The 18,883-nt window shown below is 67.6% G+C and carries 23 protein-coding genes; 5 read left to right on the forward strand and 18 right to left on the reverse strand.

What is annotated here, in order from left to right; all coding sequences use genetic code 11:
• Positions 1–62: 62 nt before the first annotated feature.
• A complete protein-coding gene (locus tag M1L61_RS05235; protein ID WP_164191945.1) occupies positions 63–608 on the reverse strand; it encodes a DNA-3-methyladenine glycosylase I in 546 nt (181 codons plus the stop codon).
• Positions 605–2,392 carry a DUF4153 domain-containing protein gene (locus tag M1L61_RS05240; protein WP_248854409.1) on the reverse strand — a complete coding sequence of 596 codons (1,788 nt, stop codon included), beginning with the start codon at positions 2,390–2,392 and terminating at the stop codon, positions 605–607. Before M1L61_RS05240 ends, M1L61_RS05235 begins: the two co-directional genes overlap by 4 nt.
• Before the next feature lie 91 nt (positions 2,393–2,483).
• On the opposite strand from M1L61_RS05240, the gene M1L61_RS05245 reads away from it, so the two are divergent.
• The 4 genes from M1L61_RS05245 to M1L61_RS05260 all read left to right on the forward strand — a co-directional run bounded on the left by M1L61_RS05245 (position 2,484) and on the right by M1L61_RS05260 (position 5,195).
• Positions 2,484–3,050, forward strand: a complete 567-nt coding sequence (locus tag M1L61_RS05245; protein WP_010483676.1) for a YqgE/AlgH family protein — start codon at positions 2,484–2,486, stop codon at positions 3,048–3,050.
• On the forward strand, positions 3,043–3,537 hold the full coding sequence (gene ruvX / locus M1L61_RS05250; RefSeq protein WP_010483674.1) for a Holliday junction resolvase RuvX: 495 nt from the start codon (positions 3,043–3,045) through the stop codon (positions 3,535–3,537). The genes M1L61_RS05245 and ruvX overlap by 8 nt, the downstream gene beginning before the upstream one ends.
• A gap of 15 nt (positions 3,538–3,552) precedes the next feature.
• Positions 3,553–4,503 (forward strand): aspartate carbamoyltransferase catalytic subunit, encoded by a 951-nt coding sequence (locus tag M1L61_RS05255; protein ID WP_071306281.1) that lies wholly within the window; start codon positions 3,553–3,555, stop codon positions 4,501–4,503.
• Between the two features lie 203 nt (positions 4,504–4,706).
• On the forward strand, positions 4,707–5,195 hold the full coding sequence (locus tag M1L61_RS05260) for a transposase (RefSeq protein ID WP_248854410.1): 489 nt from the start codon (positions 4,707–4,709) through the stop codon (positions 5,193–5,195).
• A gap of 102 nt (positions 5,196–5,297) precedes the next feature.
• Here M1L61_RS05260 and M1L61_RS05265 read toward each other — a convergent pair whose 3' ends face one another.
• The 16 genes from M1L61_RS05265 to M1L61_RS05340 all read right to left on the reverse strand — a co-directional run bounded on the left by M1L61_RS05265 (position 5,298) and on the right by M1L61_RS05340 (position 18,594).
• Complete coding sequence (locus M1L61_RS05265) at positions 5,298–6,095, reverse strand: prolyl oligopeptidase family serine peptidase (protein ID WP_248854411.1); 798 nt, start codon at positions 6,093–6,095, stop codon at positions 5,298–5,300.
• Between the two features lie 71 nt (positions 6,096–6,166).
• Complete coding sequence (locus M1L61_RS05270; protein WP_053442615.1) at positions 6,167–6,433, reverse strand: hypothetical protein; 267 nt, start codon at positions 6,431–6,433, stop codon at positions 6,167–6,169.
• Between the two features lie 59 nt (positions 6,434–6,492).
• Entirely contained in the window at positions 6,493–7,854 is a 1,362-nt protein-coding gene (gene mgtE / locus M1L61_RS05275) for a magnesium transporter (RefSeq protein ID WP_248854412.1), read from the reverse strand.
• Between the two features lie 168 nt (positions 7,855–8,022).
• A complete protein-coding gene (ptsP, locus tag M1L61_RS05280) occupies positions 8,023–9,792 on the reverse strand; it encodes a phosphoenolpyruvate--protein phosphotransferase (RefSeq protein WP_248854413.1) in 1,770 nt (589 codons plus the stop codon).
• A gap of 2 nt (positions 9,793–9,794) precedes the next feature.
• Positions 9,795–10,064: an HPr family phosphocarrier protein gene (locus tag M1L61_RS05285; RefSeq protein ID WP_005408385.1), complete on the reverse strand. Its 270-nt coding sequence runs from the start codon at positions 10,062–10,064 to the stop codon at positions 9,795–9,797.
• On the reverse strand, positions 10,057–10,449 hold the full coding sequence (locus tag M1L61_RS05290; protein WP_010483657.1) for a PTS fructose subfamily transporter subunit IIA: 393 nt from the start codon (positions 10,447–10,449) through the stop codon (positions 10,057–10,059). Before M1L61_RS05290 ends, M1L61_RS05285 begins: the two co-directional genes overlap by 8 nt.
• A gap of 407 nt (positions 10,450–10,856) precedes the next feature.
• A complete protein-coding gene (gene rapZ, locus M1L61_RS05295; RefSeq protein ID WP_248854414.1) occupies positions 10,857–11,741 on the reverse strand; it encodes an RNase adapter RapZ in 885 nt (294 codons plus the stop codon).
• A gap of 27 nt (positions 11,742–11,768) precedes the next feature.
• A complete protein-coding gene (hprK, locus tag M1L61_RS05300; RefSeq protein ID WP_005408388.1) occupies positions 11,769–12,719 on the reverse strand; it encodes an HPr(Ser) kinase/phosphatase in 951 nt (316 codons plus the stop codon).
• A complete protein-coding gene (locus M1L61_RS05305) occupies positions 12,716–13,168 on the reverse strand; it encodes a PTS sugar transporter subunit IIA (protein ID WP_010483653.1) in 453 nt (150 codons plus the stop codon). The genes hprK and M1L61_RS05305 overlap by 4 nt, the downstream gene beginning before the upstream one ends.
• A 21-nt stretch (positions 13,169–13,189) precedes the next feature.
• The gene (gene raiA, locus M1L61_RS05310) at positions 13,190–13,507 is read right to left on the reverse strand and encodes a ribosome-associated translation inhibitor RaiA (RefSeq protein ID WP_004147311.1); all 318 of its coding nucleotides are present in this window, start codon (positions 13,505–13,507) and stop codon (positions 13,190–13,192) included.
• A 58-nt stretch (positions 13,508–13,565) separates the two neighbouring features.
• Positions 13,566–14,990, reverse strand: coding sequence for an RNA polymerase factor sigma-54 (locus tag M1L61_RS05315; RefSeq protein ID WP_227199476.1), 1,425 nt, complete (start codon positions 14,988–14,990; stop codon positions 13,566–13,568).
• Between the two features lie 40 nt (positions 14,991–15,030).
• Positions 15,031–15,750: an LPS export ABC transporter ATP-binding protein gene (gene lptB, locus M1L61_RS05320; RefSeq protein ID WP_010483646.1), complete on the reverse strand. Its 720-nt coding sequence runs from the start codon at positions 15,748–15,750 to the stop codon at positions 15,031–15,033.
• Positions 15,750–16,301 (reverse strand): lipopolysaccharide transport periplasmic protein LptA, encoded by a 552-nt coding sequence (gene lptA / locus M1L61_RS05325; protein WP_049455548.1) that lies wholly within the window; start codon positions 16,299–16,301, stop codon positions 15,750–15,752. The genes lptB and lptA overlap by 1 nt, the downstream gene beginning before the upstream one ends.
• A gap of 104 nt (positions 16,302–16,405) precedes the next feature.
• A complete protein-coding gene (gene lptC / locus M1L61_RS05330) occupies positions 16,406–16,981 on the reverse strand; it encodes an LPS export ABC transporter periplasmic protein LptC (RefSeq protein WP_010483644.1) in 576 nt (191 codons plus the stop codon).
• Entirely contained in the window at positions 16,978–17,526 is a 549-nt protein-coding gene (locus tag M1L61_RS05335) for an HAD hydrolase family protein (RefSeq protein WP_010483642.1), read from the reverse strand. The genes lptC and M1L61_RS05335 overlap by 4 nt, the downstream gene beginning before the upstream one ends.
• 66 nt (positions 17,527–17,592) lie before the next feature.
• On the reverse strand, positions 17,593–18,594 hold the full coding sequence (locus M1L61_RS05340; RefSeq protein ID WP_010483640.1) for a KpsF/GutQ family sugar-phosphate isomerase: 1,002 nt from the start codon (positions 18,592–18,594) through the stop codon (positions 17,593–17,595).
• Between the two features lie 54 nt (positions 18,595–18,648).
• Between M1L61_RS05340 and M1L61_RS05345 the strand changes: the two genes are divergently transcribed.
• Positions 18,649–18,879, forward strand: coding sequence for a BolA/IbaG family iron-sulfur metabolism protein (locus M1L61_RS05345; RefSeq protein WP_010483639.1), 231 nt, complete (start codon positions 18,649–18,651; stop codon positions 18,877–18,879).
• Positions 18,880–18,883 lie beyond the last annotated feature (4 nt).

The following is an 18,883-nucleotide window of genomic DNA, read 5'->3' on the forward strand; positions in this document are numbered from 1 at the left end:
ACGTGTAGATCACCCGCAGCATGCAGTAGAGCCACGCCATGCGTGGCTGGCACGAGCGCCGATCAACCGCCGGCGGCCTGCAGCCACGGCGGCGACAGCTTCAGCAGCCGCGCATGCACCGGGCAATCCTCGGCGTGCGCGCCGGGCAGGTAGCCCAGGCTCATCAGGAATTCGCCGGTGATCTCGCCGCCGGTGAAGCGGAACGTCTTCTTGAACAGCTTCACCCAGTCGGCCTTGCTGCGCGGGTGATGCGCGTCCAGCCACGCCGCGAAGCTGCCATGGCTGGCTCGCAGCTGCTGGATCACCTGCGCGTTGTGGATCGCCGCCAGCACCTTCAGCCGGTTGCGGATGATGCCCGCGTCCGACAGCAGGCGTTCGATGTCCTGCTCGGCATACGCTGCCACGCGGTCCACATCGAAGCCGTCATAGGCCGCGCGGAAACCCTCGCGCTTCTTCAGGATCGTTTCCCAGCTCAGCCCGGCCTGGTTGATCTCCAGTACCAGCCGCTCGAACAGTTCGCGCTCGTCACGCTGCGGGAAGCCGTACTCGTTGGCGTGGTAGTAGTCGTGCACCGGATGGCCCGGGGCGATGAGGCAGTAGCCGCTCATGGGGAAGACTCGTTGGATTCGGGTTCGGGATCGATGGCCAGCGCAGGGCGCCCGCCGATGGACAGCATCGGCCAGCGCGGCGGTTCGAGAGTGAGTTCGCCATCGCGCAGGGCCTGGTTGATCGCCTCGGCCTGGCCGCTGACGGTGCCGAACAGCGAGCCGGCCCGGCGCCACTGGGCATCCCTGCCACGTGCGTACAGCACGCAGTCGGGGCCACGGTGGGTGTACAGCTCGCACAGCAGCACTTCGCCGGTGCCGTCGCCGTCCAGGTCGCGATGCACAATCAGGCAGTCGCGCTCGCTCTGGGCGCAGGATTCACCATTGATCGAACGTGTGGCCAGTGCCTGCCACCAATCCTCCGGTGGCGAGCTGGATCCCTTGGCCAGCTTCAGCGCGCGCTGCAGGGCGACGACGTCCTGCGGCCCCTTGTCGAGGCGCTGTCCGTCGTCCCAGCGTGACGTGCGTGCCAGCGCGGCCGCGATCACCTGTGGCGCATTGGCATCGGCGGTGATGGCCGGATCACGCTGCAGCTCGCGCAGCGCCTGCACGCCACGGCGCCCAAGATCGAAGCGCAGCACGTTGACGTCGCTGCTGGTGATTGCCGGCGGGTCCGCGCGCAGCCGCGCCAGCTGGCTGGACAGGGTCAGCCGCACCGGGTCCAGCAGCGGCGAGTTGCCCAGCAATGCCAGTGCCAGCACCGCCCAGCACATCCAGCGGTTGACCGGCTCCAACATCTGCAACCAGCGCCCCTGCCGGCGCAGCACCGCCAGCGCGTAGCCCACGGCATAACCGGCCACGGCCAACGCGACGAGTACTGCCCAGAACCGGTCCACGGTCCAGCCGTACTGCACCACGCGCAGGCCCAGCGCGTACAGTGCCAGCGCCGCGTAGACCGGCAGCGCCAGCAGGCTGGCTTCAACAAGGCGTCGCAGCAGCAGGGGGTAGGGGGCGCTGTCTTCCCCCTGCTGGTAGACCGCATTGGTGAACGTCACCAGCAACAGCGACAGCACCAGCAGCAGGCTGGCGGCCGAGCGGGTCTTCCACAGCGGCTCGAGCCCGGTGAGCGGCAGGCTCAGCACGAACAGCACCGCGATGAACGACAGCAGCGGCAGCAGCCCGCGGCAGATCGCGAACAGCACCTGGCGGGTGATCTGGATCGCGCGGTGCTGGGTGCGCCCGATCAGCACGCCAAACCCGGCCAGGCTGCCGGTGGCCAGCGCAATGAACGCGTCCTGCCGGAACAGGTCGCGGAAGAACGTCACCTCCAGCAGCTGGAACAGCGCCGTCCACAACCACAGCAGCAGCCAGGTCAGCCCGGTGAACAGTGCGGCGAGGCCCAGGGTCAGACCGTTCTGCCAGGCGCGCTCGAACAACGCCGGGTAGCTGGCACGCCAATGCCCGTGCTGCAGCTGGAACTGCCACCAGGGCAGGGCCACGAACACCGCCACGGCCATGCCCAGGGTCAGCGGGAACTGCAGCGCGCCCGAATCCAGCGCGGTCTCGCCATTGAGGTTCCAGCCGATCCAGGCGGCCAGCGCCAGCACCACCGCCGAGCCCAGCGCGGCCTGCAGCCACAGGCGGCGCTGGCCCAGCTCGACCAGGCTCAGCGCCACCGCGCTGGGGATGGCCAGCACCCAGGCGTACCAGCAGTAGCGCCAGCCGATATCGCGGAAGGGCCATGCATCGGACAGCTCCTGCGCGGTGTACAGCATCAGGCCCTGCAGCAGGGCGATCAGGACGATGGCGCTGCGTGCCGGCAGGGTCAGGGGCGAAGAGGGCTGCATCGATGACCTTCCATGGCAAAGCACCATCCTAGCCCATCGCTGCACGCGCCCATCGCGCGACCATATCGGCCCCAACAGGTAGAATGGGGCCATGCCTGTAATGCCGACCTCCCTTGCCGATCACCTGCTCGTCGCGCTGCCGTCGCTGCTCGACGCGACCTTTGCCCGCAGCGTCGCGCTGATCTGCCAGCACGACGAGAACGGGGCGATGGGCGTGCTGGTCAACCAGCCTTCCGAGTACACGCTGGGTGAAGTGCTTGCACAGATGGACATCACCACCGGTGATGGCGACCTGCAGGCGCGCATGGTGCTTAACGGCGGCCCGGTGCATCCGGAGCGCGGCTTCGTCATCCATGACGACGCGCGGGCGTGGGATTCCAGCCTGACCGTGGGCGACGGACTGTACCTGACCACCTCGCGCGACATCCTTGAAGCGATGGCGCGCGGCGAAGGCCCGGCCAATGCCGTGGTCACCCTTGGCTGTGCCGGTTGGGGCGCAGGGCAGCTGGAAAGCGAGCTGTCCGAGAACAGCTGGCTGACGGTGCCGGCCGATGCCGAACTGGTGTTCCAGCTGCCGCTGGAGCAGCGCTGGCAGGGGGCGGCCTCGCGTATCGGCGTGGACCTGTTCCGGCTGACGGATTACAGCGGCCATGTCTGAGCCGGTCGCGCCCGCACCGGTTCCTGCTGCCCCGGCGATCCGCCGTGATGGCACCGTTCTGGGTTTCGATGTCGGCTCGCGACGGATCGGCGTGGCTATCGGCAGTGCCTTCGCCGCGCATGCGCGCGCGGTGGCCGTGGTCGATGTGCACGGCAACGGCCCGGACTGGACCGCGATCGAGCGCCTGCTCAAGGAATGGAAGCCCGATGGCCTGGTGGTCGGCGACCCGCTGACCCTGGACGGCCAGGACCAGCCCAACCGCAAGCGTGCGCAGGGCTTCGCCCGCCAGCTGCGGGAACGTTTCAAACTGCCGGTGGTGATGATCGACGAGCGTTCCAGCTCGGTCGAGGCCGCCCGCCGCTTCGCCGTCGAGCGCGCCGAAGGGCGCAAGCGCCGCCGTGATGCGGCCGCCCTCGATGCCGTGGCCGCGGCGGTGATCATCGACCGCTGGCTGTCGTCCCCCGACGACGCCACCCCCATTCCCTGACTGCCCGACACCGCCATGACCGCCCAGCAAATCGATGCCTCCGGACGCCTGCGCCACCTGCTGACCCTGGAGGGCCTGCCGCGCGAGACCCTGCTGCAGCTGCTCGATCGGGCAGGGCAGATCCGCGATGCCGCGGTCGGCCGCGTCGGCAACAAGCGCCACGTATTGGCCGGTTCGGCGGTGTGCACGCTGTTCTTCGAACCGTCCACGCGCACCCGCAGCTCGTTCCAGCTGGCCGCACAGCGGCTGGGCGCCGACGTACTGAATTTTGATGCCTCGACCTCGTCCACGCGCAAGGGCGAAACCGCCTGCGACACGCTGCGCAACCTGGAAGCGATGGGCGTGCGCGGTTTCGTCGTGCGCCATCCCGATGACGGTGCCGTGGCCGCACTGGCCGACGCGGCGGGCGAGGGCACTGCGCTGATCAACGCCGGTGACGGCCGCAGTTCGCACCCGACCCAGGGCCTGCTGGACATGCTGACCCTGCGCCAGGCCAAGGGCCCGGATTTCTCGAAGCTGAAGGTGGTGATCGTCGGCGACGTGAAGCACTCGCGCGTGGCCCGTACCGACCTGCACGCGCTGCGCACGCTGGGCGTGGGCGAGATCCGCGTGTGCGGCCCGCAGTCGCTGGTGCCGGACGACGAGACGCTGAAGGGCTGCGTGGTCGGCGATGATTTCGATGCGATGCTGGAAGGCGTCGACGCGCTGATGATGCTGCGCCTGCAACGCGAGCGCATGGAAGAAGGCCTGGTGCCGTCGCTGGAGCAGTACCACGCCCAGTACGGCCTGACCAATGAGCGCCTGGCACGTGCCGGCAAGGATGCGGCGGTGCTGCACCCGGGCCCGATCAACCGCGGCGTGGAAGTGACCGACGAGGTGGCCGACGGCCCGCAGTCGTGGGTGCTGCGCCAGGTCGCCAACGGCGTCGCCGTGCGCATGGCCGTGCTGGAAACCCTGCTGGGCTGATCCCCGCTTGGTAGGTGTCAACCTAGGTTGGCACCCACTGCTTTGGTAGATGCCAACCTTGGTTGGTACTGCTGCTGTGGTAGGCGCCAACCTTGGTTGGCGCTGTTGTTCTGGTGGGTGCCAACCTTGGTTGGCACTGCCCTACCCGGGCGAAGGTGATTTCCCGATATTCAGGGAACATGCGCCCGTCCATGCTCTTCTGCATGAACAGCACCCGCCTCCTGCTGGGCCGTCATTCCAGTATCGGCCAGAGCTACATCCTCACCACGAACGTGCATGACCGGGCGGCTCTGTTCGCCAATGACGCCGTTGCGGTTACGGCCATGCAGCAGTTCCAGCGTCTGGATCTGGAAGGTCTGACCCATTCGATCGCCCACGTGGTCATGCCGGATCACATCCACTGGTTGATGCAGCTGCGCGCTGCATCGCTCGACGTTGTCATGAAGCGCTTCACGTCGCGTACGGCGGTGTACGCAAACAGGGTACTGGGCAGGGTGGGGCGCTTCTGGCAGTCCTGCTATCACGATCATGCAATCCGCTCTGATGAATCGCTGTTCCGGCACGCGATGTATGTGATGGCGAATCCGATCAGGGTGGGGCTGGCAACGCAGCTTGGCCAGTACCCGCATGCGTGGTGTCAGTCGGAACTCGAAGGTTCTGCCAAGGCGGAGTTCATGGGGGCGGACAGATAGTGCCAACCAAGGTTGGCACCCACCGAAACCAGGATCCAACCAGGATAGACAGCCACTGGAGCCAGGATCCAACCCTGGTGGGCAGCTACCGGAAGCCGCGACTCACCGCCTCTGCGCGAACAGCCATTCCCACATTGCCGGGTCCGCATAGGTGGCATCCCAGGCGTTGTGGTTGCCGTCGGGGTACTCGGTATAGCGCACGTCGCGTGCGCTGGCGCCCTGGAAGGCGGCGTGCAGCCTGCGGTCGTCGTCCGGCGGCACGACATCGTCCAGCGCGCCGTGGAAGATCCAGATCGGCGTGTGCCGCAGGCGCTGCGCGATCACGGCATACGGATCGGTTTCCTGGGCGACCTGCTCGACGAACAGGGTTGGGCGCTTCGCGCGTGGTGCAAGTACCGCGCCGCACACGGGGACGATCGCGGCAAAGCGGCGCGGGTCGTCCAGCGCGATGTTCCAGCTGCCGTAGCCGCCCATCGACATGCCGGTCAGGTACTGCCGTGCCGGGTCAGCGCCGAATTCGGCGATCGTCGCGTCCAGTGCGGCCACTGCCGCACGATTGTTGCGGCCGCTCCACTCCTCGTGGCCGGGTACCTGTGGGAACACCACCAGGGCGGGGAAGTCGGGATGCTCGCGCAGGTAAGGCCCCAGCCCGGCGTGGGTCTGCTTGACGCCATCGGCACCGCGCTCGCCGGAGCCGTGCAGGAACAGGATGACCGGGAGGTTGGTGGGAGCGGCGGCCTGCACGCCGGCCGGAATGAACACCTGGTAGTAGGTGGTCTCTCCCTCCACCTTCACCGCACGTGCTTCGAAGCGACCACGCGCGCTGTCCGGCAGCGAAGTGCAACCGCTCATCATCAGAAGGGCCAGCAGCGGCAGCCAGCGCGACATCGAACGGACCATGGGAATTCCCGAGGCGGCAGGTATGACCGCATCGTAGTCCGCCACACGTCAATGCGGCATCGTGCGCCGCGTCACTGCGGGCGCGGGAAACTGGCGATGATGTCCAACTGCTCCTGTGCCTCGGCGTTGCCTTCGGCGGCGGCTGCCTGCACCTGTGCCATGTCCGGATGCAGCACCACCAGCAGCGGGTTCTCGCAGACCGGGCAGTCGTACTCGGTGGCGTCCTCGTCCAGCTCCATCTCCATGGCGCGCGAGCAGCCCTTCCATTCGCAGGCCGGGCAGGTGTGCTGCTGATCGCGCCAGCCGGGCTGGAAATAGTTTTCGATCGTTGTTGCCATGGGTGTTCCCGTTGGGTGGGGTCAGCGCCCCGCGTGGCGGGGCCCGATCCTTGATGCGGTCAGTGCAGCAGCACCAGGGTGGCCAGGCCGAGGAAAGTGAAGAAGCCCATCGAGTCGGTCACGGCGGTCAGGAAGATGCCACTGGCCAGCGCCGGATCGAAGCCGAAGCGCTTCAGTGTGAGCGGCACCAGCACGCCGGCCAGCGCTGCGAACAGCAGGTTGCAGGTCAGCGCGATGGCGATCACCGCAGACAGACCGGGTGAATGGAGCCAGGCCAATACGATCAGGCCCAGCACCGAGCCGAGCATCACGCCGTTCAACAGCGCAACCCGTACCTCCTTCCACAACAGAGTGCGCGCGTTGGAGGCGCCCACCTGGCCCAGCGCCAGGCCGCGCACCATCAGCGCCAGCACCTGGGTGCCGGCGTTGCCACCGAGGCCGGCAACGATCGGCATCAGCACCGCCAGCGCCACCAGCTTGTCGATGGTGCCCTCGAAGTGGCCGACCACGCTGGAGGCCAGGAACGCCGTGCACAGGTTGACCGACAGCCACATCAAGCGGCGGCGCATGGCGCGCCAGACCGGGCTGAACAGATCTTCGTCCTCGTCCAGGCCGGCGGCGCCCAGCGCCTGGTGCTCGGCCTGTCCACGGATGATGTCGACCACGTCATCGATGGTGATGCGGCCGACCAGGATGTTGTTGTCGTCCACCACCGGCGCGGAGATCCAGTCATGGTCGGAGAACTGGCGGGCGACCTCCTGGTCGCTTTCGCCGACATCGATCGCCGGCTGCTCGTCGTCGATCAGGCGGTTGATCGGGGTGGTGTCCTCGTGGGTCACCAGTGCTGCCAGCGACACCCGGCCGAGGTATTGATGGCGCCGGCTGACCACGAACAGGTGATCGGTGTGGTCGGGCAGTTCGCCACGCAGGCGCAGGTAGCGCAGCACCACGTCGACGTTGACGTCGGCGCGCACGGTCACCACGTCCGGGTTCATCAGGCGCCCGGCGCTGTCCTCAGGGTAGGACAGCACCTGCTCCAGGCGCTCGCGGTTCTCGCGGTCCATCGACTTGAGGACTTCGTCGATGACCGTGTCCGGCAGGTCTTCGACCAGGTCGGCCAGGTCGTCGATGTCCAGGTCTTCGACCGCGGCGATGATTTCGTCCGGGTCCATGTCCGCGAGCAGGCTCTCGCGCACGTCGTCGCCGACGTGGACCAGCACCTCGCCGTCATCTTCCGGATCGACCAGGCCCCACACCACCTCGCGCTTGCCCGGCGGCAGCGATTCGAGCAGGTTGCCGATCTCGGCCGGGGCCAGGGTGTTGACCAGGCGGCGCACCGGGCCCAGCCGACCGCTGTCCAGTGCGTCGGACAGCATCCGCAGTTGGCGTGCAGTCTTGTCGTGGCGTACAGCTTCAGCCATCGCAGCTCCCGCGGGATAAGAAAAGCCGCGATCCCGGCAAGGATGCGGCAACAGGGGTGTTCAGCGCGTCATTATCGCAAGGGGATGTTTCACTGCACAGCCCGATGCGGAAGCTGGGGTCAGATCCCTTTTCCTGCGGAGAGGGACCTGACCCCGCCAGACGGCGCGTCAGGGCGTAGCGGCCACCAGCGCCAGCCAGCGCTCGATGGCGCGGCGGTCGCGTGCGGCCAGCAGCTTCGGTGCGCGCGCACGCAGCGTGGCCAGATCGGCCTCGCGGATCGCGCGGCGGACCTCCAGCAGTGTGCCGGGGTGCAGGCTGAACTCGCTCAGGCCCAGCGCCAGCAGCAGCGGCGTCATCCGCGCATCGCCGGCCATCTCGCCGCAGACGGCCACCGGGATGCGGTGGCGCGCGCCGGTCTCGATCACCATCTGCAGCAGTCGCAGCACCGCCGGGTGCAACGGCGAATACAACTCACCCAGCGCTTCGTTGTTGCGGTCGGCGGCCAGCAGGTACTGCACAAGGTCGTTGGTGCCGATCGACAGGAAATCGACCAGATCGATGAAGCTTTCCAGCGCCAACGCCGCAGCGGGCACCTCGATCATCGCCCCCAGCGGCACATGGTCGGACACCATGTGACCTTCGCCACGCAGCTGTTCGGTCAGCTTGAGCATGCGCCGGCGCACCGCCAGCAGTTCCTCGCGGGTGCTGACCATCGGCACCAGCACGCGCAGCTTGCCGTAGGCCGAGGCCCGCAGGATCGCGCGCAGCTGAGTGTCAGCCACCTTCGGCCGTGCCAGCGACAGGCGCACGCCGCGCAGTCCCAGCGCCGGGTTTTCTTCATTGCTCAGGGTCAGGCCGGTGCGGTCTGCCTTGTCCGCGCCCAGATCGAGCGTGCGGATGGTGACCGGTCGCCCGCTCATGCCCAGGGCGGCATCGCGGTAGGTCTGGAACTGTTCTTCTTCGTCGGGCAGCTCGTTGCGCTGCAGGAACAGGAATTCGGTGCGGTACAGGCCCAGTCCCTGCGCGCCCAGCGCATGTGCCTGGGTGACGTCCTCCAGCGATTCGGCATTGGCCAGCAGCGCGATGTCGACCTGGTCGCGGGTACGGCTGGGCTTGCTGCGCAGGCGGCCGAGCTCGCGCTGCTCGCGCGCATGCTCTTTCAGGCGCGCGCGGTAGTCGCGCAGGTTGTCGGCCTGCGGGTTGGCGGTGATGCTGCCGTCGGCGCCATCGATGATCAGCACGTCGCCATCGGCGATGCGGCTGAGCAGCTGCGGCACGTTGACGATCAGGGGCAGGTGCAGGCTGCGCGCCAGGATGGCGCTGTGCGACAGCGCGCTGCCGGCGGCGGTGACGATGCCGACCACGCCCTGCGCCTGCAGTTGCGCCAGCTCGGACGGGGCGATGTTGTCGCAGACCAGGATCTCCCCGGCCAGGCCCTTCATCACCGGCGGCCGTTCGGGCTGCAGGAAGGCGTGGATGCGGCCGATCACATGGTCCAGGTCGTCCATGCGGCTCTTCAGATAGGCATCGTCCATGCCATCGAAGACCTTGGCCAGGCGGTCACGCTGCAGGCGCAGTGCATAGCCGGCGCTGTAGGGGCCGCTGCGGATCAGTTCGTCCAGCCCGAACAACAGCTCGGGATCGTCCAGCAGCAGGGCATGCAGGTCGAGGAACTCGCCCACTTCCTGGTTCAAGGCGCCATGCAGGCGCTGGCGCAGCTCGTGCATTTCCGTGCGCGCGGCATCCACCGCCCGGTGCAGGCGGGCCAGTTCGGCCTCGATCTGATGGGCGGCGACGCGCTGCTCGGCCACTTCCAGCGCATGCGGCAGGCGCACCCGTGCCCGGCCCATCGCCGCGCCACGGGCAGCACCGTGCCCGGCCAGCAGCTGTACCGGCCGCTGGCTGGAAGGGACCTGGGCGGCACGCGCGCGTGGCACGCTCAGCTGTCCTCGTCGAAGCGGCGTTCGAACAGGCCGACCACCGCTTCCATCGCGGCGGCTTCGTCCTCGCCGTTGATGCGCACCGTGACCGGGGTGCCCTGGCCGGCGGCCAGCAGCATCACGCCCATGATGCTCTTGGCGTTGATCTCACGGCCCTTGGCGGCCATGGTCACGTTGCAGCGGAACGGCGCCAGGGTCTGCACCAGCTTGGCGGTGGCCCGGGCATGCAGGCCCAGGCGGTTGCTCACGGTGAGTTCTCGTTCAAGCATCGTCGACTATCGCTCCATTACGGGTACCCGCCGCGGCTGTGGCGGGCAGTTGATCCAGTCCCTGTTCCGGATAATTCATCACCCGCAGCAACATCGGCAGGCTCAGCGCCGACACCCGGCGAACCGGGGTCCCCAGACGGGCCAGCTGCCCGGCAAGGTTGGCGGGGCTGGCGCCGTACAGGTCGGTCAGGATCAGCACACCTTCACCGCCATCGACCCGCCGCAGAGCGGCCGAGGCAAGCGGGAGAAGAGCATCCAGGTCTGCGTCGAACGGTACTTCGAAAGCTTCGGTTTTCAGCGGCAACTGCCGCAGGAGCCGGGTCGCCACGTCAAGCAGGGCGGTCCCGACCCCGGGATGTGTTACGAGGAGAATGCCACAGGTCATTACTGCACGTTAACAGGTCAAGGTGAATTGGCGATAGCAGCAGGAGAGGGGCACTGTGTCCCGTATTCAGTGTTGCCAGGGTCAGAGCCCTTTTCCCCTGGAAAAGGGATCCGACCCCATGCGTTTTTCGATGCCTGACCGGGACTCATCCACGCATGGCGTGGATCGTGTCGACCAAGGTCGACACCCACCAACAGCACACGGAATCTGTCAGAGGCGGGGCGGTGTGGGTAGGCAGGACCGTTGGCGCCATGGATGGCGCCATCGAGCCCCCAGGGAGGGGTTCACGGCGTGTCCTGCCTGCCCACATCGCCCCGCCATCCCACGGAATGCCGCTTTTGCTTTTGCTGTTGCCGGCCAGCGGCCGGCACTACCGGCGGGTGCCGGGCGCAGCCCGGCCGACCCCCTCAATCCTGTTCGCGGTGGTACGTCGCCACGTCTTCCCAGCCCATCTCGCGGGCATGCCGGGCCAGGCGCTCGGCCAGGAACACCGACCGGTGCTTGCCACCGGTGCAGCCGAACGCCACGGTCACGTAGCTGCGGGTGCCATCCCCCAGCTTCGGCAGCCAGGTATCGAGGAAATCCATCAGCTGGGCCAGGTAGCGCTGCACGTCCGGCTGCGCTTCCAGGTAGTCACGCACGCCAGGCTCACGGCCGCTGAGCGCGCGCAGGTCCGGGTCCCAGTGTGGATTGGGCAGCACCCGCGCGTCGAACACGAAGTCCGCCTCGGCCGGCACGCCGCGCTTGTAGGCAAACGATTCGAACAGCAGCGACAGGCCGGTGGCATGGTCCATCGTGAACTCGGTGATGATCCGCCGCCGCAGCTGATGCACGTTGAGGTTGCTGGTATCGATCACCGCATCGGCCTCGCGGCGCAGCGGTGCGGTCAGCTCGCGCTCGCGGGCGATCGCTTCGGGCAGCGACAGGCCCAGCTGGCTCAGCGGATGGCGACGGCGGGTGTCGGCATAGCGCTTGAGCACCGTTTCATCGCTGGCCTCGAAGAACAGCACCTTCACTTCCACGCCGGCGTCGGTGGCCAGCTGCCGCCAGTCACCCAGCTGGCTCAGGTCGGCCTGGCCGCGCACGTCGATGCTGACCGCCAGCCGGCGTGGTGCGCTGCCGTCGTGGTTGGCCAGCAGGCTGCGCACGAAGTCGGGCAGCAGGTGGATCGGCAGGTTGTCCGAGCAGTAGTAGTCCTGGTCCTCGAAGGTCTTCAGGGCGACGGATTTACCCGAGCCGGACAGGCCGCTGACGATGATCAGGGTCGGGGCGGAGGGGGTTGCGGTGCTCATGGACAGGCTCTTCGAAGGGCAGGGGAATCAGGGCGTTCGCCGTTCCAGCAGGTTGCTGTGGCGGGCGATGAACATCGCCGCCGGGTCGATGCCCTTGGTACGCAGGATATGCAGGCGGGTGGCGGCTTCGGTCAGCACGGCCAGGTTACGGCCAGGCATCACCGGCAGGGTGATCAGCGGAACATCCAGGTCCAGCACATGGCGGGTGCCCGAGTCGCCGGTCAGGCGCTCGTAGCCATGCGGGGTGGGTTCGGTCATCGGCTTGGTCAGGTGGACGATCAGCCGAAGGTACTTGTTCTTCTTTACAGCTGTGTCGCCGAACATCTCGCGCACGTTCAGTACGCCCAGGCCGCGCACTTCCAGCAGGTCCTGCAGCAGCTCGGGGCAGGTGCCGTCGAGTACGTCGGGCGCGATCTGGGTGAATTCGGGGGCATCGTCTGCGACCAAGCGATGGCCACGGCTGAGCAGTTCCAGCGCCAACTCGCTCTTGCCCGATCCAGCCTCGCCGGTGATCAGCACGCCGATCGAGTAGATCTCCATGAACACGCCATGCAGGATCACCCGCGGCGCCAGCGTACGCGCCAGGTGGTAGGACAGGTGGTTGAGCAGTTCGTGGCCGCGCTTGGGCGACAGCCACAGCGGCGTGCCGGATTCATCGGCGGCGGCGCGCAGGTCTTCCGGGCAGGCCTGGTTGCGGGTCAGCACCAGCGCCAGCGGGTGCGACTGCATGATCTTTTCGATGGTCTCCCAGCGCTGGCGCGGTTCCAGCGCATCCAGCCAGGACAGTTCCTCGGTGCCCAGGATCTGCACCTTGTTGGGATAGATGGCGTTGAGGTAGCCGGCCAGCGAGGGGCGCCGCGAGACCGTGTTGCCGGCCTCCAGCTCGCGCTTCTCGCCGGACTTGCCGGCAGCCCAGCGCAGCCCCAGCCGCTCGCGCTGCTGTTCGAACAGTTCACGGGCGGTGATGCTGGTATTCATGCGGCGCTCGCAGGTGGGGTCATGTCCAGCGCCTCGCGCAGGGCCCGGGCATCGCCCGCTTCGCGCAGGGCCTGGCGGATGTCCGGCGCGGAGAACAGCTCGGCCAGCTCGGACAGCAGCATCAGGTGCTGGTGGGTGTAGTGGGCGGGGACGGCCATGGCGAACACCAGGTCCACCGGCTCGTCGCCACCGAAGTCGACCGGGGTGGCCAACCGCAGCAGGGCGCCGCGGGGGCGGTCCAGGGTTGGCGCGCGGCCGTGGGGAATGGCGATGCCGTGACCGATCACGGTGCTGCCCAGCGCTTCGCGCTGGCACAGGTTCAGATAGATCTGTTCGGCGTTGGCCTGGCGGCAGGCCAGCAACCCGGCGGCGGCCTGCAGGACGCTGTCGCGGTCGGTGGCCGTGCAGAGCTGGGTCTGCACGGCCGCCAGGAGGTCAGTCAGGGGCATGTCTGCGGGGAACGGTGGCGATCAGCCACCATTGTCGCCCACCGGCAGCGGCGCGTGCTGCTGTTTTTTCTCCTTGTGCTTGATCACCAGGCGGTCAAGCTTGTCCGCAAGCAGGTCGATCGCGGCATACATGGTCTGGGCATTGGCCTCGGCGTGCAGGGTCTGGCCGGGAATGTTGAGGCTGGCGTCGACGTGGTGTTCGGTCTTCTGCAGCTTGAGGGTCACCCGCGCTTCGCAGTGCTGGTCGAAGTGTTTGCCGATCCGGGCCAGCTTCTCCTCTACATAGGACTGCAGGGCCGGGGTGACTTCGACATCTTTGCCAAACGTTTCGATGCGCATCGGGTTTCTCCTGTGTTCGGATGTGCCAATGAACCTCTCCGCCGGGCGCGGCGGCGCGTCAAGCGATTCTGACCCTTTCGTGCGAGGCGGAAATGTTCATGGCTTCACGATACTTCGCCACGGTGCGCCGCGCTACTGGAATTCCCGATGATTTGAGCAGGTCAGCCAGCTTGGCGTCAGAAAGCGGCTTGCGCGGGTTCTCGTCGTCGATCAGGCGCCGGATCATCGCCTGGATGGCGGTGCTGGACGCCTCGCCACCGCCCTCGGTATCAATGCCGGAGGCAAAGAAGGCGCGCAGCGGCAGGGTGCCTCGCGGGGTACGCACGTGCTTGCGGGCGATCGCGCGCGAGACCGTGGATTCGTGCAGGCCGAGCTCGGCGGCGATCTCGCGCAGGGTCAGTGGACGCAGCGCCTGCTCACCGAATTCAAGGAAGCCGGCCTGCTGCAGGATCAGGCTGCGCACGACGCGCAGCAGGGTTTCGCCACGCTGCTGCAGCCCTTTCAGCAGCCAGCGCGCTTCCTGCAGCTGGGCACGCAGGTAGCCGGCATCGGCGTCGCCACAGCGTCGGATCAGCTGTTCGTAGCCGCGGTGGATCACCACCTTCGGCCCGGCATGCGCGGCCAGCGCCGCGCGCCACACGCCGTTCTGCCGCCACACCACCACGTCCGGCACCACATAGGTGTCCTGCGACAGCGGTGCGATCTGCGTGCCCGGGCGCGGGTCCAGCGAGCGCAGCAGCGCCACGGCAGCCTCGACCTCGTCCAGCGGCTGCTTCAACTCATGGGCAAGCCCGGCGACGCCGCTGCGCGGCAACCGTTCCAAGGGGCCTGCGGCAATCTGCCGCGCCAGGATCAGGGCGGGCGTGTCGCCGGCCAGCACATCCAGCTGCAGCAGCAGGCATTCGCCCAGCGTGCGTGCAGCCACACCCACCGGATCGAAGCGCTGGATGCGATGCAGCACGGCGAGGATCTCGTCCTCGTCGGCGTGGATCGCCGGCAACAGGGTTTCAGCGATGGTGGCCAGCGGCTCGCGCAGGTACCCGTCGTCGTCCAATGCATCGATCAGTGCCGCGCCGATGCTGCGATCACGCGAGGACAGATGCGACAGATGCAGCTGCCACAGCAGATGGTCGGCCAGTGTTTCGGTTTCGGCTACGCGCTCGGCAGCGCTGCCGTTGTCGTCGTCATCGTCGAAGCTGCCACCGCTGCCGGCCGCGCTCCAGTCCAGTTCGGCCGGTGCCCAGTCGTCACCGGCATCGGTGCGTTCTGCGGCGGCGTCACTGTCGTTGCCATCGCCGGCTTCGTTGGCGGTACTGCTGCTGTCACTGCTGTCGGCCCAGTCCAGCAGTGGATTGCTTTCCACCGCCTGCGCGATTTCCAGCTCCAGCTCGGTGGTGGACATCTGCAGCAGCTTGATCGCCTGCTGCAACTGGGGCGTGAGCACCAGTTGCTGTCCCAACGATGTCTGCAGCCGAGTCTTCATGCCTGTGCCGAAAGGAAGGAAAGGGACCCGGCGACTGCACTCACAGCTTGAAGGAATCCCCGAGGTAGACGCGACGTACATCGGCGTTGTCCAGGATCGCTTCCGGCGAACCCTGGGCCAGCACGCTGCCCTCAGCGAGGATATACGCGCGGTCGCAGATACCCAAGGTCTCGCGCACGTTGTGGTCGGTGATCAACACGCCGATGCCACGCTGCTTGAGATGGGTGACGATGCGCTGGATCTCGCCGACCGAAATCGGGTCGACACCGGCGAACGGTTCGTCGAGCAGGATCAGGCGCGGCTGCGCGGCCAGGGCGCGGGCGATCTCGCAGCGGCGGCGTTCGCCACCGGACAGGCTGGCGCCGAGCTGGTCGGCGACATGGCCCAGCTGCAGTTCGTCGAGCAGGCTGTTCAATTCGCGCTCGCGGCCCTTCGAATCGAGGTCCTCGCGCAGTTCCAGCACCAGGCGGATGTTGTCGGCCACGGTCAGCTTGCGGAACACCGAGGGTTCCTGCGGCAGGTAGCCCACGCCCTGCTTGGCGCGGGTATACATCGGATCGCCGGTGATGTCTTTGCCATCGAGCACGATGCTGCCAGCGTCAGCCGCAACCAGGCCGACGATCATGTAGAAGCAGGTGGTCTTGCCGGCGCCGTTGGGGCCGAGCAGGCCGACCACTTCACCGGCGTCGAGGGTCAACCCGAAGTCCTTGACGACTTCGCGCTGCTTGTACTTCTTGCGCAGGCCCTTGGCGACGAGCATTACTTCCTGCTCCCGGCCGGCTGCGCCGGCGTGGTGGCCCTGGGCTGTGCCGCAGGCGCGGCCGGGGTCTTGTTCTTCGGCGGGATGACGGTGCGCACGCGGCTGCCGTCACCACCGGAGTTCATCTCGCCGGTACGGGTGTTGTAGACCATGCGCTGGCCGGCATTGGTGCCGCGGGCGCTGGTGACCTTGTAGTTGCCGGTCAGGGTGATGATCTCGGTCTTGATGTCGTAATCGATGCGATCAGCCAGCGCGTCCATCCAGGTGCCGTCATCGAGCTGCTGCTTCATCTTGGCCTGCTTGCCGGTGAACACCACGCGCACGGCCTCGCCGTCCTTGAGGTAGATCTCGGCCTCGGACGAGCGCAGGTCCAGCGTGCCCTGGGTGATGATCACGCCCTGCGACAGCACGGTCTTGCCGTCGCCGGTGAGCATGCCCGACTGGGCGCCGGAATCGATGTGCATGTCTTCGTTGCGGTCGGTGGACTTGGCGAAGGCGGCGCTGGGGACAAGAAGACCGAGCGCGAGTACGGCGGCAAAGGGAATCTTCATCGGGGTCCGTTCTACCGGTGGAGGCCGCCCGGGCGGGCCGGGGGCGGGCGGATGGGGCTGCCGGCCCTGCGCCTGTCCGGAGACGTCGCAGGCTGGCGGCGGAATCAGTGCTTGGGCGTGTAGCGGCCCTTGGACTGGCTGAGGAAATGATACGTGTTGTTCTTCGAATCCACTTCGAAGCCGACGCCGGACTGTTCCATGCCCGGGCGGGTCATGGTCACCAGGGCGTCGGTGCGGGCGCGGTTTTCCTTCGGGAACACGTCCAGATGATCGGTGCGGAAGGTGGTCGGCACCGTGCCCGGGCCGGCCGGGCTGTCGCCGGCGACATTGCCGCGCAGCTTCATCTCGTCGCCCTTGGCACTGAGCCAGCCGGTCTCGGCACGCAAGGTCCAGTGCTTGCCATCCTTGTCCGGCATCTCGAACAGCGGCGTGGCGATGTTGATGGTCTGGTCACCGCGCTGGCGCTCCAGCAGCGGCGCACGCAGGGTAGTCGATTCCTTGCCGTGCTCATCCAGGGCGACGATCTGGAAGTCATGCAGGATGTAATCCACGCCGACTTCCTGGCCGCCACTGGCCGGGCCCTTGTCACGGTTGCGCAGCGCCGCCCAACTGCTCAGCAGGGCGGCCAGCAGCAGGCCGATGCCGAGCACGGTGCGCCAGTTCAGGGTGGGCAGGTTCATGCGCCGAACCTCGCCAGCACGGCGTCCACGTGGCCCTGGGCGGCCAGCAGGATGTCGCACAGTTCACGTGCGGCGCCCAGCCCGCCCTCGGCACGGGTCTGCCAGTGCACGCGCTCGGCGATCCACGGATGGGCGTTGGCCGGGGCCACCGCCAGGCCGACCGCACCCAGTGGCGCCAGATCGGGCAGGTCATCGCCCATGAACGCCACCTGTTCCAGGCCGATGCCGTGCTGCGCGCACAACGCCTGCACGCTGGCCAGCTTGTCGCCCACGGCGATCTGGGTGTCGATGCCGAGGTCGGCGCCGCGCTTGAGCGCGGACTGGCTGTTGCGCGCGGTGATCAGCACGGGGTGGATACCGTGCTGCTGCAGCAGTTTCAGGCCCAGGCCATCCTGCACGAAGTACGCCTTGCTCTCGTTGCCGTCCTTGTCGTAGTACAGCCGACCGTCGGTGAGGGTGCCGTCCACGTCGAAGCAGGCCAGGCGGATACGGGCCGCGGCGGCATGCAGGTGGGCGGGGAAGGCGGGCAGGGGGGACCAGGGCATCAGGGCGGCAGGCTCGTTGGGGGCAGGTGCGGCGTTACAGACTGAATGGGGTTGATGGACTGTCGGTTAAACCACCCGGGCCCGCAACAGGTCATGAATGTTCAGGGCGCCGACCGCGCGGCCCTGGCCATCGACCACGATCAGGCCATTGATTTTCTGGGTTTCCATCTGCCGGGCCGCCTCGACCGCGAGCTGGTCAGCACCGATGGTGCGCGGGTTGCGGGTCATCACATCGGCGATCTTTGCGGTGCGCACGTCCAGCGCGCTGTCCAGCGCACGGCGCAGGTCACCGTCGGTGAACAGGCCGATCAGCACGCCGTCGGCATCGACCACGGCGGTCATGCCCAACCGTTTGCGGCTCATTTCCATCAGCGCTTCGCTGAGGCTGGCGTCGGCGCCCACGCTGGGCAGGTCCTCGCCGGTGTGCATCACGTCGGTGATGTGCAGCAACAGGCGGCGGCCGAGGCTGCCGGCCGGGTGCGAGCGGGCGAAGTCATCGGCGGTGAAGCCGCGTGCGTCGAGCAGGGCCACAGCCAGCGCATCGCCCATCGCCAGCGAGGCGGTGGTACTGGAGGTCGGCGCCAGCGCCAGCGGGCAGGCCTCGGCCGGCACACTCACATCCAGATGGATGTCGGCGGCGGTGGCGAGGCTGGACTGCGGGCGGCCGGTCATGGAAATCAGCACGTTGCCCTGGCGCTTGAGTACCGGCAGCAGCATCAGCACCTCGTCGGACTCGCCCGAATAGGACAGGGCCAGCACCACGTCGTCTTCGGTGATCATGCCCAGGTCGCCGTGGCCGGCTTCACCGGGATGCACGTAGAACGCCGGCGTACCGGTGGACGCCAGGGTGGCGGCGATCTTGCGGGCGATATGCCCGGACTTGCCCATGCCGGTGGCGACCACCCGCCCGTGGCTGGCCAGGATCGCCTGGCAGGCCTGCTGGAAGGCCTCGCCAAGGCGGTCGGCCACGGCATCCAGCGCCTGCCGCTCGATCTCGAAGACGCGGCGGCCGCTGGCGACCAGGCCGGCAGGGTCGACGGAACGGGGGGGCAACAGGGATTCGGCCATGCGGACGCCACGCAGCGGAAGTAGAATGGACGCACATTTTATTAGGAAAGCCCGTTGGACGCCGACACCATCCGCAATCTGATCGAAACCGGCCTGCCTGGCGCCCGCGCCGACGTGCAGGGCGACGATGGCGTGCATTTCGAAGCGACCGTGGTCTACGAGGCCTTCGCCGGCAAGATGCCGCTGGCCCGCCACCGCATGGTGTATGCCACGCTGGGCGACCTGATGGGCGGCGCGATCCACGCGCTGGCGCTGAAAACCGTGACCCCGGCCGAAGCCGGCTGAACCG

Origin of the sequence: Stenotrophomonas sp. NY11291, assembly GCF_023277365.1 — a bacterium.
Classification (GTDB): domain Bacteria; phylum Pseudomonadota; class Gammaproteobacteria; order Xanthomonadales; family Xanthomonadaceae; genus Stenotrophomonas; species Stenotrophomonas geniculata.

Coding starts and splice junctions, on each gene's coding strand:
- M1L61_RS05235 (WP_164191945.1), bottom strand. CDS start 608: ATGAGCGGCTACTGCCTCATCGCCCCGGGCCATCCGGTGCACGACTAC.
- M1L61_RS05240 (WP_248854409.1), bottom strand. CDS start 2,392: ATGCAGCCCTCTTCGCCCCTGACCCTGCCGGCACGCAGCGCCATCGTC.
- M1L61_RS05245 (WP_010483676.1), top strand. CDS start 2,484: ATGCCTGTAATGCCGACCTCCCTTGCCGATCACCTGCTCGTCGCGCTG.
- ruvX (WP_010483674.1), top strand. CDS start 3,043: ATGTCTGAGCCGGTCGCGCCCGCACCGGTTCCTGCTGCCCCGGCGATC.
- M1L61_RS05255 (WP_071306281.1), top strand. CDS start 3,553: ATGACCGCCCAGCAAATCGATGCCTCCGGACGCCTGCGCCACCTGCTG.
- M1L61_RS05260 (WP_248854410.1), top strand. CDS start 4,707: ATGAACAGCACCCGCCTCCTGCTGGGCCGTCATTCCAGTATCGGCCAG.
- M1L61_RS05265 (WP_248854411.1), bottom strand. CDS start 6,095: ATGGTCCGTTCGATGTCGCGCTGGCTGCCGCTGCTGGCCCTTCTGATG.
- M1L61_RS05270 (WP_053442615.1), bottom strand. CDS start 6,433: ATGGCAACAACGATCGAAAACTATTTCCAGCCCGGCTGGCGCGATCAG.
- mgtE (WP_248854412.1), bottom strand. CDS start 7,854: ATGGCTGAAGCTGTACGCCACGACAAGACTGCACGCCAACTGCGGATG.
- M1L61_RS05285 (WP_005408385.1), bottom strand. CDS start 10,064: ATGCTTGAACGAGAACTCACCGTGAGCAACCGCCTGGGCCTGCATGCC.
- M1L61_RS05290 (WP_010483657.1), bottom strand. CDS start 10,449: ATGACCTGTGGCATTCTCCTCGTAACACATCCCGGGGTCGGGACCGCC.
- rapZ (WP_248854414.1), bottom strand. CDS start 11,741: ATGAGCACCGCAACCCCCTCCGCCCCGACCCTGATCATCGTCAGCGGC.
- hprK (WP_005408388.1), bottom strand. CDS start 12,719: ATGAATACCAGCATCACCGCCCGTGAACTGTTCGAACAGCAGCGCGAG.
- M1L61_RS05305 (WP_010483653.1), bottom strand. CDS start 13,168: ATGCCCCTGACTGACCTCCTGGCGGCCGTGCAGACCCAGCTCTGCACG.
- raiA (WP_004147311.1), bottom strand. CDS start 13,507: ATGCGCATCGAAACGTTTGGCAAAGATGTCGAAGTCACCCCGGCCCTG.
- M1L61_RS05315 (WP_227199476.1), bottom strand. CDS start 14,990: ATGAAGACTCGGCTGCAGACATCGTTGGGACAGCAACTGGTGCTCACG.
- lptB (WP_010483646.1), bottom strand. CDS start 15,750: ATGCTCGTCGCCAAGGGCCTGCGCAAGAAGTACAAGCAGCGCGAAGTC.
- lptA (WP_049455548.1), bottom strand. CDS start 16,301: ATGAAGATTCCCTTTGCCGCCGTACTCGCGCTCGGTCTTCTTGTCCCC.
- lptC (WP_010483644.1), bottom strand. CDS start 16,981: ATGAACCTGCCCACCCTGAACTGGCGCACCGTGCTCGGCATCGGCCTG.
- M1L61_RS05335 (WP_010483642.1), bottom strand. CDS start 17,526: ATGCCCTGGTCCCCCCTGCCCGCCTTCCCCGCCCACCTGCATGCCGCC.
- M1L61_RS05340 (WP_010483640.1), bottom strand. CDS start 18,594: ATGGCCGAATCCCTGTTGCCCCCCCGTTCCGTCGACCCTGCCGGCCTG.